Below are 15,037 nucleotides of genomic sequence, written 5' to 3'. Positions count from 1 at the left end.
TTTAAAATGAAAAATATTAATAGATTAAAAATAGGCGTTTCACAACAGCTCATGGCTACTTTACTATTTGTTGTAAGTATTGCTTTTGTGGGTTGTGATCCTACAATAGATGCACTAGCTTTTGATTTGCCTGAAGCTAATTCTCAAGAAGATTTAACGCCACCATCAGCAGAATTCACCGTGTCACCTACTGCAGATTTTTTAACATATACCTTCGCTAATGAATCTAGAAGTGCAACTAGTTACGTATGGGATTATGGCGATGGTAACAGTTCTACCGAATTAGATGGAATAAATACCTTTCCAGGAGAAGGAACTTATACTGTAACATTAACCGCAACTGATGATTTGGGTGTGTCTAGTACTTATTCCGAAGAAATAAATGTAGTAGAGCCAATTGTGCCTCCAACATTAATTCCAGTCATCCTTGAAGCTGGTTTTGATAACGGAAACGATAGTAGAGATCCGTGGAGAAACTCAGATCTAGGAGGTGTAATTCAAATTACCTCATCAAACGGATATCACGAAGGAAATAATGGAGCAAAATTACCAAAATCTGGAGACCGAATAGGGTACCAGTTAATTGGAGAATTTACACCTAACGAAGTTTATGAATTAAAATTTAAATACACCTTTAGAGATCAAGAAGAAGCAGAGAATGGAAGTATTACAATTGCAATGGTACAGCCAATGAATTCTATAGATCAATTAGAAGACAATACCATTTCTAGTATTACATATACAGAAGATGTTGCGGGTGTTGGTAGTTTGGTAAGTGGATCATTAGTGTTTAATTCAGGTGCCAATTCTGCCTTAGCAATATTCTTTTATAACGATGCCGATGAAGCCTATATAGATTCTTTTGAAATTGAGGCGGTAGAGTAGTATAGATGCCTTATCTTAAGAATTAAAGATGAAAATTTAGAAATAACAATTACTGTCTTATTTTTGAAAGGAAAATAGATTCATCAATACAATTTTTTATATGAAATTAGATACACAAACTAAATCGGAAAGTTCAAAAATTCAAAACGAGATTATCTCTAAAATTGGAGAATTAATCAATGTGAAAAACCTTGAACCAGGAGACAAATTACCATCTGAACGAACGCTATCAGAAAAATTCAATGTATCTAGAAGTGTCATACGAGATGCCATTCAAAAATTAGAACTATATGGTTTATTAAAATCAAGGCCGCAAAGCGGAACTTTTGTAGCCAATATTGGAGTCATTGCTATGAATGGAATGATTGACGATATTCTAAGACTAGAAGAGCAAGATTTTAAAGCCTTAGTAGAAACAAGAATTTTGTTAGAGCTTAAAACGGTTAGGTTAGCTGCAATAAGACGATCAAAGAACGATTTAGAAAATATGAAATCTGCTTTAACAGCCTATTCAGAAAAAGTGAGAAACGGAGAAGCGGCAGTAGAGGAAGATTTGTTATTTCATTTGGCTATAGCTAAGGCAAGTAAAAATGCAACTATAAACACGTTTATGTTAATGATTACGCCAGAAATTATAACAAATTTTGAAACCTACCACGTGTGTGATAAAGGTTTAGCCTTAAAGGGAATTGAGGAGCATGAAGCCATATATAAAGCTATTGAGCAACAAAACCCACAACTAGCAAAACAAAAAATGAAAGATCATTTTAGTGAGTTATATCAGTATTGTTATAACGTTTAATACCAAATAAATTATGCAAAAAAGTAGAAAAATTGGAGGCTTACGCTGGTGGGTAGTGACGTTAATAGCTATTGCTACTATTATTAATTACATTGACCGTACGTCGCTCAGTGTTCTTTGGCCAGAGATTGCCAATGATTTGTATCCAGGTCATACCACAGATGAAACAAAAGCTATCTATGCATTGATTTCAATCATTTTTGTTTTTTCTTATGCGTTTGGTCAAGCCATTTTTGGTAAGATTTTCGATTGGGTAGGAACACGAATGGGATTTGTACTTTCTATTGGTGTTTGGTCTATCGCTACGGCTTTGCATGCTTTTGCTAATGGTATTTTAAGTTTTGGGATATTTCGTGCCATATTAGGAGTTTCAGAAGCAGGAAACTGGCCTGGTGCGACCAAAGGAAACGCAGAATGGTTCCCAACTAAAGAACGTGCCCTTGCGCAAGGGATTTTTAATTCTGGCGCAGCCATTGGAGGAATTATATCAATACCGTTAATCGCAACCTTATCGATATATTTTAGTTGGAAAACCATATTTATTCTTATCGGTTTAGCAGGTTTGCTATGGTTAATACCTTGGTGGATTTTAGTTAAAGCTGCACCTAAAGATCATCCTTGGATTACGGAAGAAGAGCGTGAATATATTTTAACCGGACAAAAAAATGAAGATTTTGATGGAGATGGTGAAAAAGATCAAGAATATAACCCTAATACAGGCGAATTACTTGGTCATAAACAAAGTTGGGGTGTCATATTAGCCTCAGCAGCAATCGACCCTATTTGGTGGTTGTTTGTATTTTGGATTCCTATTTATTTAAATGAAGTTTTTGCTATGGATGTGAAATCAATGGCATTATATGGTTGGGTTCCTTACGCAGGTGCTATGCTAGGTGCATACTATGGAGGAATCTTAGCTCGTAATAAATTAAAAAAGGGATGGAACGTGGATAAAACACGTAAAATGGTCATCACTCTTGGATGCTTTGTTATGTTGCCTGCACTATTAGCGATGTCAAATCCTTTAGGTATTGAAACAGCAGTTATCGACGTTTTAAACGGACTAGGTGTTACAGATATGAGTGCTTCAGATATGCAAAATCCAGGAGCCACGACAGCAGTAATTTTAATGGCTGTGATTCTATTTGGTTTTCAAACGGCAATAGGAAATGTACAAACACTTCCAAGTGATCTTTTCAGTGGAAAAACAGTTGGTTCTTTAGCAGGCTTTTCTGGTATGGCAGCTAAACTTACAGCTGCAGGTCTAACTTATTTGGTGCCTTGGTTAACGAGTGGTGGAAATTATACACCTGCGTTTATCATAGGAGCCACATTAGCTCTATTAACCGTGGCTAGTGTTTGGATTTTTATTCCAAAAGTAAAACCCATGACAAAAAAACTATAACATAATTATATATTAAATTAAACACGATGAGTAATAACAAAGGAAAAGTAGCTATAGTAACAGGAGCTACAGGCGGAATAGGTTTTGAAGTGGCAAAACGATTAGGTACTGATGGTTATACTGTAGTATTAAACGGTATTGACGATGAGGCAGGAGTAGAAAGAGTAAAGGAGCTAACAGAAGCTGGTATTACCGCAGAATATCTAGGCTTTGATGTTACTAAAGAGGAGCAAGTGACATCTAATATCGAGAAAATTGGCGAAAAATATGGAAGAATTGACGTCTTAGTCAATAACGCTGGTGGTCTTGGTGGAAGATCTAGGTTCGAAGAAATGACCACTGATTTTTACCGTTTTGTAATGGCACTTAACCTCGACTCGGTGTTTTTTGCATCAAGAGCTGCTATACCATATCTTAAAAAAGGTGAGCACCCTTCGATAATTAATTATACATCTAATGCAGGATGGACTGCTGGTGGACCTGGTGCTGGTATCTATGGGACATCGAAAGCAGGAGTACATGCAATTACTAGAGCTTTAGCAAAAGATTTAGCTGAATATGGTATTAGAGTAAATGCAGTATCGCCAGGAACAATTGATACTCCGTTCCATGCACAAATTAAAGCCACTAAACCAGAAGTGTTTGCTTCTTGGGCAAATAATATCATGTTAGGAAGATTAGGTCAACCAGAAGATGTTGCTGGTGTGATTTCTTTCTTAGCAAGTAAAGATGCAGCTTTTATAACTGCCGAAACCATCCAAATTGGTGGTGGACAAGCTTTAGGGATCTAAGCAAGTTAAGTTAAGTTTGAATGAAGCGTTATTGTTGGAAGACAATAGCGCTTTTTTATATTATAGGCTCGTTTTTGTTTGTCTTATTAATATTATTGCTCAGATAGCCATAAAACTTGCTAATTAGTGAAATTATAATTCTCTTCAGATATTTATTTTAGGTGCATATATTCGGCACCTAAATCACAGACCCGAACGCTGTAAACACCAATAAACACTAAAGTGCATAGAATTAGTACATTAAGTGTTTTTCAAAAAACATAACACAACATTTAGTTATTTGTCAAAAAAAAGCAAGATAAATTAACGAAAACGTTGTAGTTAACAGAAAATTAACTAAATTTGGTAAACCAGTTTGGTATACCAATTTGGTTTACCAATATAATTGGATTGATTTTTTCTTATTTTCTCTACTTGCATCATGCAGAATAAGAAGGAATTATGAGTCTAATAATTAATTAATAATTAAAACAACTAATCTTATGCAACAACAGCTCAAATTTTTTAACATAAAATGGATTCCGCTAGTGGTATTTATTTTATTTGGCTCAGCAGTATATGCTCAGCAAACAGTTACAGGTACTGTGAGTAGTCAACCTGATGGATTACCCTTACCAGGTGCCAATATTTTAGTTAAAGGAACTACAATTGGTGCTACCACAGATATGGATGGAAAATATAGTATTGAAGTAGAAGATGGTACAGCGATATTAATATTTAGCTATGTTGGTTTTACACCACAAGAAGTTGCTGTTGGAGACCAAACAGTAATAGATGTAGTATTGATTGAAGATGCTAGTCAACTGAGTGAGATAGTAGTCGTTGGTTATGGTGCGCGCAGAAAGAGCGATGTTACAGGAGCAGTTTCTTCTGTAAAAGCCGATGAGTTAACCGCGTTTCCTGTATTAGATGCAGAGCAAGCATTACAAGGACGTGCAGCAGGTGTTGTAGTACAATCTAATAATGGTGGCGAGCCAGGTGCTCCTATTAAGATTAATATTAGAGGTAATACTTCGATTAATGCTAGTAGTGAACCACTTATTGTCGTGGATGGATTTGTTGGTGCCAGCATGCCTCAAGCAGGCGATATAGAATCTTTGCAGGTTCTAAAAGATGCCTCAGCAACCGCAATCTATGGCTCTAGAGGTTCTAATGGTGTAGTTTTGGTAACTACGAAAAAAGGACGAGCAGGAAAATTAACAGTAGAATTAAATAGCACATATGCTGTTCAATCTACAGCTAACAGTTTAGATTTATTGAATGCTAATGATTTTGCAGATTACCAAAACCAAATTAGAACTAATCAAGGAAATACAACTCCTTACGTTCAAGGCGAGTATGATACGGATTGGCAAGACGAAATCTACAGAGCAGGTAATACTTCTAATAATCAATTGTCTTTTTCAGGTGGTTCAGAAAAAGTAAATTATTATGCTTCTGGGACTTATTTTCAACAAGATGGTATACTCGTTAATTCAGGATACGAAAGAGTATCATTTTTATCGAACATTGATGCTCAAGTTACCGATAAATTAAAAATTGGTCTTAATTTAACAGGTAGATTAAGTAAAAAAGACGGTGTTACAACACAATCTGATGGTTCTGTTACTGTGGGTGGAGACGATGTCGTGTCTTTAGCAATGAGGTTTGCGCCAGATAAAGGGATTTACAATAGTGATGGTTCATTTTCTACAAACGATCAAGTTGGAGATGAGGTAGATAACCCTTACGCTGTAGCCACACAAAGAGATGATGATACCGAAACGGAGGATTTTAGAGCAAATTTTTATGCTAATTATGAAATTATCGAAGGACTTACGTTTAAGACGACATTCGGTTTGTCTACTTCAAATGAATTTAGAGGTATCTACATGCCAAGAACACTAGCGGTTACAGCTGGTAGAGGATTAGATGGACGCGCTATTATGTCTGAGGATAAATCAAAAAATATTTTAAGTGAAAATTACTTAACCTATCAGAAAGAAATAGGAAAAGGGAATTTAACACTATTGGCGGGTTATTCATATCAAAAGTCACAAAATAAAGGATTTTATAGTGAAGGAACAGGTACTATTTCAGATTCATTTTCTTACTATGGTTTATGGACTGCAACAAACTTAATAAATGGCCAGTCTGGTGATATCTATACCAATGAAACAGAAATTCAATCACAATTTGGAAGGGTGAATTTTGATTATGACGATAAGTATTTAATTACTGCAACAGTAAGACGCGATGGAGCCTCTAACTTTGCAGAAAATGAAAAGTATGCCATTTTTCCTTCAGCAGCTATAGGTTGGAAAATGTCTAATGAAGATTTTTTAAGTAACAGTGAGACTATTTCTAATTTAAAGTTAAGAGCTAGTTATGGTGTTACTGGAAATCCATCAATTGGAGCATATGAATCTTTAGCAAGTTTGGCAAGTATATATGCTTCTAGTAATGGAGTAACTGTTCCGGCAATTACACCTAATCAGCCATCTAATCCAGATTTAAAATGGGAGTCATCTTATCAAACAAATGTGGGTTTAGACTTAGGTTTATTTAATGGTAAAGTGTCACTTTCAGTAGATTATTACAATATTGATACTAAAGATCTAATTATGGTAGATAGAGGCTTACCATGGTATTTAGGTTTCTATAACGATGAAATCTTAAAAAATGTAGGTGAAGTCAATAATAAAGGATTTGAAATTTCTATTAATTCTAGAAATATCGTGAAAGATGATTTTTCATGGACTACAGATTTAGTATTCTCTAGGAATAAAAATACAGTTGAAACTTTAATAAATGGTGATGATTATTTTCAAAATGGTGCGCCAAGTTATTTTAGTGTAAGCAACACGGCTCTTTTAAGAGAGGGAGAAGAAGTAGGTCTGTTTTATGGTTATGATTATGCAGGAGTATATCAAGGTGGTGCTTTTCCTGAAGGGACAGCTACCATTGCTGGTGGTGTAGCTGGTGATCCATTATTTTTAGATTTAGATGAGAGTGGTGATATTTCTAACGATGATAGAAAAGTGATTGGTAATCCAAATCCGGATTTTACTTGGGGAATCACAAATACGTTCTCTTATAAAAACTTTGATTTAAATATCTTTTTCCAAGGGTCACAAGGTGGTGAAATATTTAACATGACTAATGTGCAGTTAAACAATGGTGATGCTAATACAACATACGATTATTATAACAATGCTTGGACACCAACTAATACCAATACAGATCAACCACGAGCCGGAAATAATAGTTTTAGAGAAATTTCTTCTCGTTTTGTGGAAGATGGAAGTTATGTAAGATTAAAAAACATAGCTATAGGGTACACTTTCCCTTCAGACCTTATTGAAGATTTAGGTGTTCAGAGTTTAAAACTTTCTGTAAGTGCTCAAAACTTATTGACCTTCACTAATTATTCAGGTTTAGATCCTGAGGTTAATTACTTCGGTGCAGCTGGAAATAACAATACAGCAAGCAATACAGTTAGAGGTTTTGACTTTGGAAATTATCCAACTGTAAGATCATTTAGTTTCAGTCTTAGTGCTAAGTTTTAATCATAGCTTAAAGAAAATACAGTATAAATTAAAAAAGAAAAGATTATGAATTCATATAAAATATTATTGTTATTGATGGGACTCTCCATAATGGGATGCTCAGATTTAGAAGAAGAACCTGTTGGGTTGTTATCACCAGATGGCTTTTTTAGTACCACTCAAGATATTCAAACAGCAGTAGATGGTTCATTAACCCATGCTATAAATGAAGAAATTTGGGGTAGAAAATTATCTATCGCGTTGTTGTTACGCTCAGATATGGTAGATCTTATGCCTACACAAGCCAGACGCGTAGAAATGAATATGCATACAATTTCAGGAGATAATGAAATGGTATATGACCCATGGACTAGAATATACCTTGGTATTGCTGCTGCTAATAACGCTATTGCTGGTGCCGAAAATGTAAACTTAGAAGATGAAATTAAAAACCCTGTAACAGCACAAGCATATTTTGCAAGAGCATTTTATTATTTTCATTTAGTAAGATTATTTGGAGATATTCCGTACATAGATACACCAGTGTCAGATATCGATGCCGCTAGTTCATTAACTTTAACACCAGAATCTCAAGTTTATGACAACATTATAGCCGATTTGCAATTTGCTAAGACTTGGTTGCCAGATACACAACCATCTAGAGCAATACCATCTAGAGCAGCGGCAAGCTCATATTTAGCCTTAGTGTATTTAACGAGAGCAGGAACTAGTGATATGACTAATTTTCAATTGGCTTTCGATGAAGCTAAAGAAGTGATTGATAATAAAGGCGATTATAATTTGGATTTAGATCCAGATTTTCAAACACTGTTTAATGCAAATAAAATTGATAACTCATTAGAACCCATATTTGCACTCGATTATAATAGTGTAGAAGCACCAGATAATGGTTATGATCAAACGTCACCAATGACAGGTGTTAGAGGTGATTTCGGTTGGTCTGTGGCTGTCCCTACTATGGCTGTTTATGATTCTTTTGAAGATGGTGACTATAGAAAAAATGTGAGTTTCCAAACAGAGGCTACAATCAACGAAACATTAGTAGATTATAATAATTTTGACATTAGCGGACACGAACACGCTGTAAACCGTCCATATATCGCTAAGTACTCACGTTATCCTGGAGATTTTGCACGTGGTGATAAAAGAGCTACGAGTCATAATTATTCGATGTTGCGTTATGCTGAAGTATTATTGATCGCTGCAGAAGCAGGTGTTGAAATAGGAAGTCCTTTAGCACTTGGTTATTTAAACGAAGTTAGAAGTAGAGCAAGAAATGGTGGTGAGTCTACTTCTGGTGGTTATACAGAGGTAACAATTCCTTCTAGTTCTGTACCAGCAGACCTTACATCTATTACAGTAGAAGATGTACTAGAAGAACGCAGAATAGAATTGGCCTTTGAAGGTAAACGATGGTACGATATTAAAAGAAGACAATTGGGAGACCAAGTATTTGGAGCTTCGGGTTATGAGGGATTAAAACCAGATTGGAATTCGTCAGAGGATTATGATACTCCAATCCCACAAGATGAAATTGATAGAAATCCTAACTTAGGAGGTCTATAATAAAATAATTATTTGAGTTGGTACTGTCCTTGTGTCTATATGTAATATATATGCAAGGACAGTTTTTTTATTGTAAAAATGAACGTTTTTAAGTGTAAATATAACTTGAAGTCCATGAGACTTTAAATACTAATTTTTAAAACTTTTACGCGCTGTTCAGATTTTTTAAAGACGATGTAATACTCTCCTGAATTTAAACCTGAAATATCTAATTTAAAGCGTTTAATCCGGTTTTCTAAAGCTACAATATTCCCCAAACCATCATAGAATTCAATTGCGTCATAATCTTTTGGTTTAGCTGTCTTAAAATTAATTAGTTGTTTTGTTGCTACTGCAACTAACATAGTGTTATCAGCACGTTTTTGTAGCTCAGATAATGATAATGGTCCCAATTCTTCAATACTAAAATCAGCAAAACGAATTATTTCATCTTTAATCGCATTACGATGTTTTAAACTTCTATAGATGCCCCATTTTGGCCTAGAGAACAGCGCTCCATCTTGCCATGTATCCATAGAAGAATTCGTATAATTTAAAATGGTAGCATTATTAGAAACCCGAGTTATATGAATACTATAACTGCCTTTATTAGCAAAGTTAATGGTTTCGCTAACTGAGACCCAATGGCCTTTTAGTAAATTGAGATCAACGGTTTTTATTGTTGCCTGATTATTGGTTGCTGTATACCTCAATTCCAGACGATCCGGATTGCCTTCGCGAAGTGTTAAAGTAATCATTGGTATAGAAGCATAAGGACCTCCTACTGCTTTAATTTGATGAATATGTGTAAAACTAGAAGAGGCCTTAAAATTGTGAGGAAGTTTAAACATCCATTTATAGTGCACTGTTTCTCCTTCTTCTGCCTTTAAATTATCTGGTGAAGAGGCATAAGTTTTGATTTCTACACGTTGTCTATCATACTTTTTACAACGGTCATTATCTGGTGTTACATGTGCTATAAATTGAAACACGTTAGTGTTGAGTTCAGCATCAAAGACTTCATCTATATGTCTCCCAAAATTATGATGAGCACAGTCTGGTGTTTCTACTGCATTATAACCAGGAGCTAAAACAGTATTAATGTCTTCATAGGTATTACCTGGTCCATTAGCCCTTAAAATGGTTTGAGAAAAACCTAGTGTTGTACTTAAAAAAGCTATGGTTAAATTAAAAAAAGGTCTTTTCATCATACATATTATATAAGTTAGAATAAAACGATTCCAATAAGTAGCAAGCTGTTTTTGTCAATTTTAATATATTAAACCCAACCTTTATTCTCGTTTTAGGCCAATTAAGGCGTTTCCATTATTCTCTTTAAGTAAAGGAGACTTTTTACTAGGTATATATTGCTCTTTGTCTTCCCATTTAGGGTTTTTATAAATGACATTTTTTTCTTTAGCACCTTTGGTTATTTTAGGGTAACCATTGTCGTCAAATAAGCAATTGGATATAATGTTATTTGTACCTTTTAAGTTAACAGGCGTTTCAGCTTTATAACTATTTATAAACACAGAATTTTTAATGGTAACTTTATGGATACCGTTTGTAATTAGAACTTTCCCTTTTTCTTTATTACCAACCTTATCAAATACACTATTTGTAACAAGCAGTTTTCCACCTTTTATGGTAACATCTGGAATATTTCGAATGTAATTTACCGCAAACTCTTCGATATCTTTAAAAACACAGTTATCAATAATAAGTTCTAATGCGTTGTATTTTCCAAAATTATCTTTATCGTAAGATAAATTCAGTCCTCTATAGCTATTTAAAAAACTACAGTTTTTAAAGGACAAACTGCTGGCTGTCGTGCCTTCGTATGCTTTAAAAATGCTACCGCCATTTTGTGTTGTAAAATGTTGGAATGTACATTGTTCTGCATTAAGTGCATACATGGTCGATTCCATTTTATCAGGTGAAACGATAGCATACTTAATTGGTTTAGAATGTGTAGCATCGAAAGTAATATTTTTGATAGTTAAGGCAGCACCTCCATTAATCCTTATAAAATAATTGAATGCTTTTTCTATGTTGTCTTGCATTTTGAATACGGTACTACCATCTTCTGCTCCTATAACAGTAATATTTTTCTTTATTTTTAGGCTTTTAGTAAATTCGTAAATACCAGATTTTAAAGTAATAATATCTCCGTCTTTTGCTTTACTAAACGCTTTATAAAGTGTGCCAAGACCTGGCTCAATAATTAAATCTTCGGCTTTTGTTACTGGAGCTATAATATTGGGTTTCCAACCAGGACCTGTCCTAGCTGTTAATGCTCTAGGAATTTTTGTGTTATTCAGATTAAATGCACCTGCAACATATATTTCTCTTGTTGCACCTACTATATCTTGTGCAGGACTCTTAGGTGTTTTAGTCACACTCTTTAAAATGTCGTTATTATTTGAAGGTATTGGTAACGACTTTAAAAGTGTCCAATCTATATTGGCTTTAGTAAAATATGATGTATTTACTGCAGCTTCACTATCTACAATATTCCCTGAAAAAGTAATCCCATCTACCGTATCTACGGTTTCCAAAATTTGTGTGTCATCAGTATTTGTAATGATATTATTTGCAAAAATCGTGGTTATTGGTGCAAGACTTAATTCTTCATTTTTACCTGCTCCAAAAGCCATGGGACCACAGTTAATAATAGTATTGTTCTGAATATTGACATTTTTAACTTGGTTATAGCGATTTAAAGGAGAGTTAGGAACACCATTCATTATCACAATAGGGCCTCTATAACCATTACCTTTTAGACCTATCAATAAATTATTTCTAATAATATGCCCTTCATTAATAATTCTAATACCTCCCGTTTGTGAAACATTATTACCTAAAAATATATTGCCTTCTACTAGAGCATTATTACCGTGTCTCAGCGTCAATGTGCCTTTACTTTCTATAAATAAATTGTTTCTAAATATATTATCGGCAGATTTATTAGAAATAATTTCTATTTCGCCATCACAGTTTTTAAAGGTGTTACTTTCAACGATGGTTTTAGAGGATTTCATAGAGTTGGCACTAGTTCCAATTCTAATCGTTTCGCCACCATTTTCTCCTAAATCTGGTCTATGACCAAAGTAGTTATGATCTATTTGATGATTGTTTTCAATGTGTTCTTCTCCTTTTAACCAAACGACCAGTGTAGTGCCTGCAGAAGTTTTTCCGGTAAAATTGTTGTGGTCTACTCTGTTGTTTTTACCCCAAAGATCTACCCAATGATTTTTAATGGTATCATCCGCTACGTCAAAATAAGATATTGTAGAATTAGTAAGTCTACAATGATTAGCAAACTCTTTTGAGTTTTTTCTAAATTGTACAACATATTTTTCTGTTGTTTTGCCGTCTTTAAACCAAAGTCCACTAACTATTACATAAGTTCCATATATACTTAGACTAGAATCCCCAGTTAGAATCACTTCGCCTGCTGTTTCAGCTTTAATAATAATAGGATTTTCTTTACTACCATTACCATAAGCAAGAAGTTTGGTGTCTTTCCATTCTCCATTTTTCAAAATAATAGTGCCACCTTCGCTGATTTTAGAAATAGCAGCATTGTATTCTTCCAGATTTGAAACTGTTATATCTTGAGCTTGTAGAGTGCTTATCAAGAAAAAAGAGCTAATAAGAAAAAAGAGATTAGATGTTTTCATGTGTTTAATTAGTTCAATAATTAGTTAATATAAATATAATCGAAAACAGTTCCATAATAATGTTGTACAGTTTTTAATTATCAGTATTACAGTGTTTTAAGTTGTTTTAGATTTAGTTGTCTTTTTATGTTGCTAATAAAAAGAGTTTTACAGTTATAATTTATGTGCTGGAATCTCTTATAATTAATTCGGCATCGAGAATTATTTTATTAAGTGTTTGTTTTATTTCTGGTTGTGCTATATGTTTTAAAAACGTTTCAGCAGCCAAGCGACCAATGTCTTTACTGTGTTGTTCTATACTAGAAATAGATGGTGTAACTAAAGAGGTAAAAGGTTCGTTACCAAAACCGACTAACCGAATATCTTTTGGTACATTTATGTCGTTTTCATTTAGAACTTGCAATGCTCCTAAGGCTGCGTAATCACTAGCCACATAGACAGCATCTGGTCTGTTTTTTAACTTTAGGAGATGTTCCATCTCTCGTCTGCCATCTTCTAATCTCAGTGAACTTTCTACAATGAGTGTATCATCAATAGGAAGGTTATTTGTTTTTAAAGCATCAACATAGCCGCGAATTCTATTGTTAAAAATTCGCGTTCGTCGGTAACCACCAATATGTGCAATACGTTTACAGCCTTTATCTACTAAATGTTTAACGATTACATGACTACTGTCATAATCGTTAATACCTACATAATCTACATTAAGGTCGTTTTCACCACGATCAAATAATATTAAAGGAATCCCATTGGCTTTTATTTTTTCGTAATGCGATAAATCAACGGTTTCATTTGCCATAGATGCGATAATACCATCGACTTGAGAGTACAAAAGCGTGTCTATATTTTTACATTCTTTCTCAAAAGATTCATTAGATTGAGTGATAATAATATTATAACCCGCTTTGTTTAGAACGGCTTCCATATTTTCGAGAACTGAAGAAAAGAAATTACTATTTGTCCTAGGTACTATAACACCAACTAAATTGCTTTTTCCCTTTCTTAATGCACTTGCGATATGATTTGGTTGATAATTTAATTCTTTAGCCACACGCTTTACCGCTTGCTTGGTTTTGTCACTAATCCTAGAATCATCATGCATAGCTTTAGACACAGCCGCAGGTGATATGTTTAAGACATTTGCGATGTCTTTTAATGTTGCTCTTTTTTTATTCGCCAAGTTTTTTATATATTTGCTTAATCGATTAAGCAAATATAATCTTTTTAATAATAAAAATCAAAGCGTGGCCGTTTTGATTTATTTTTAAGTAAAATGCTTAATCGATTAAGCAAATTCTAATTTAATAACTAAATAAACAAATATTCAGAATGAAAAAAGTAGTCACTTTTGGCGAGATTATGCTAAGATTAGCACCTCAAGGGTTTTTAAGATTTTCTCAAGCTAATAGTTTTGATGTTATCTATGGTGGAGGAGAATCTAACGTTGCTGTATCATTAGCAAATTATGGTGTGCCTGTAGATTTCGTAACACGTTTACCAAAAAATGATATTGGAGAATGTGCAATGATGGAAATGAGAAAAAGAGGAGTTGGTGTCGATAAAATTATCTATGGTGGTGACCGTTTAGGAATCTATTTTTTGGAAACAGGTGCTGTAAGCAGAGGATCTAAAGTTGTATATGATAGAGCACACTCGGCAATTTCAGAAATTGAACCAGGTATGGTAGATTGGAAAACAGTCTTTAAAGATGTGGCTTGGTTTCATTGGACAGGTATTACTCCTGCTATTTCACAAGGTGCCGCAGATGCTTGTTTAGAAGCTGTAAAAGTGGCTAGCGAAATGGGTGTAACTATTTCTACCGATTTAAATTATAGAGCTAAACTTTGGACGTACTGTGACGATGCTCATAGAGAAAAGATAATGACTGAATTAACTTCGTATTGTGATGTGGTTTTAGGAAATGAGGAAGATGCAGAAAAGCATTTTGGTATTCATCCTGAAGGTCTAGATGTACATAAACATGGACATGACGTAAAAGCGGAAGCATTTTTATCCGTTTGTAAGCAGATGATGGAAAAATTTCCAAGAGCTAAAAAAGTAATTACAACATTAAGAGGTTCAATTTCTGCATCTCATAATACTTGGGCAGGTGTTTTATACGACGGTACAAAAATGTACGAAACTCGCCAATATCAAATTACAGATATCGTGGATCGTGTAGGCGGTGGAGATTCATTTATGGGAGGCTTAATCTATGGATTATTAAAATATCCTGAAGACGACCAAAATGCACTAGATTTTGCTGTTGCAGCCTCATGTTTAAAACACACTATTAAAGGCGATGCTAATCTTGTGACTGTTTCTGAAGTTGAAAAACTAATGGGTGGTGATGCATCTGGCCGTGTAGCGAGATAAAT

The 15,037-nt window shown here is 34.3% G+C and carries 10 protein-coding genes; 7 read left to right on the top strand and 3 right to left on the bottom strand.

Annotation, left to right across the window (positions count from 1 at the left end):
• Positions 1-6: 6 nt before the first annotated feature.
• The 6 genes from C8N41_RS01575 to C8N41_RS01550 all read left to right on the top strand — a co-directional run bounded on the left by C8N41_RS01575 (position 7) and on the right by C8N41_RS01550 (position 8,997).
• Positions 7-885, top strand: a complete 879-nt coding sequence (locus C8N41_RS01575; RefSeq protein WP_249033217.1) for a PKD domain-containing protein — start codon at positions 7-9, stop codon at positions 883-885.
• 100 nt (positions 886-985) lie between these two features.
• Positions 986-1,687 carry a FadR/GntR family transcriptional regulator gene (locus C8N41_RS01570; protein WP_115837967.1) on the top strand — a complete coding sequence of 234 codons (702 nt, stop codon included), beginning with the start codon at positions 986-988 and terminating at the stop codon, positions 1,685-1,687.
• Positions 1,688-1,700: 13 nt separating this feature from the next.
• On the top strand, positions 1,701-3,092 hold the full coding sequence (locus C8N41_RS01565) for an MFS transporter (protein WP_115837965.1): 1,392 nt from the start codon (positions 1,701-1,703) through the stop codon (positions 3,090-3,092).
• Between the two features lie 26 nt (positions 3,093-3,118).
• On the top strand, positions 3,119-3,883 hold the full coding sequence (locus C8N41_RS01560; protein ID WP_115837963.1) for an SDR family NAD(P)-dependent oxidoreductase: 765 nt from the start codon (positions 3,119-3,121) through the stop codon (positions 3,881-3,883).
• Between the two features lie 482 nt (positions 3,884-4,365).
• The gene (locus C8N41_RS01555; RefSeq protein WP_115837961.1) at positions 4,366-7,431 is read left to right on the top strand and encodes a SusC/RagA family TonB-linked outer membrane protein; all 3,066 of its coding nucleotides are present in this window, start codon (positions 4,366-4,368) and stop codon (positions 7,429-7,431) included.
• 45 nt (positions 7,432-7,476) lie between these two features.
• Positions 7,477-8,997: a RagB/SusD family nutrient uptake outer membrane protein gene (locus tag C8N41_RS01550; RefSeq protein WP_115837959.1), complete on the top strand. Its 1,521-nt coding sequence runs from the start codon at positions 7,477-7,479 to the stop codon at positions 8,995-8,997.
• A gap of 122 nt (positions 8,998-9,119) precedes the next feature.
• On the opposite strand, the gene C8N41_RS01545 is transcribed toward C8N41_RS01550, so the two are convergent.
• From C8N41_RS01545 to C8N41_RS01535, 3 genes are all read right to left on the bottom strand, one after another.
• A complete protein-coding gene (locus tag C8N41_RS01545) occupies positions 9,120-10,187 on the bottom strand; it encodes a heparin lyase I family protein (RefSeq protein ID WP_249033216.1) in 1,068 nt (355 codons plus the stop codon).
• A gap of 81 nt (positions 10,188-10,268) precedes the next feature.
• Positions 10,269-12,659, bottom strand: coding sequence for a polysaccharide lyase 6 family protein (locus tag C8N41_RS01540; RefSeq protein ID WP_115837955.1), 2,391 nt, complete (start codon positions 12,657-12,659; stop codon positions 10,269-10,271).
• A gap of 160 nt (positions 12,660-12,819) precedes the next feature.
• On the bottom strand, positions 12,820-13,839 hold the full coding sequence (locus tag C8N41_RS01535) for a LacI family DNA-binding transcriptional regulator (protein WP_115837953.1): 1,020 nt from the start codon (positions 13,837-13,839) through the stop codon (positions 12,820-12,822).
• Between the two features lie 149 nt (positions 13,840-13,988).
• Between C8N41_RS01535 and C8N41_RS01530 the strand changes: the two genes are divergently transcribed.
• Positions 13,989-15,035: a sugar kinase gene (locus tag C8N41_RS01530; protein WP_115837951.1), complete on the top strand. Its 1,047-nt coding sequence runs from the start codon at positions 13,989-13,991 to the stop codon at positions 15,033-15,035.
• Positions 15,036-15,037: the final 2 nt, after the last annotated feature.

Origin of the sequence: Winogradskyella sediminis (genome assembly GCF_003387355.1) — a bacterium.
In the GTDB taxonomy this organism is placed as follows: Bacteria; Bacteroidota; Bacteroidia; order Flavobacteriales; family Flavobacteriaceae; genus Winogradskyella; species Winogradskyella sediminis.
The sequence above is the reverse complement of the archived record's forward strand: the minus strand, read 5'-3'. Positions and strand labels throughout refer to the sequence as shown.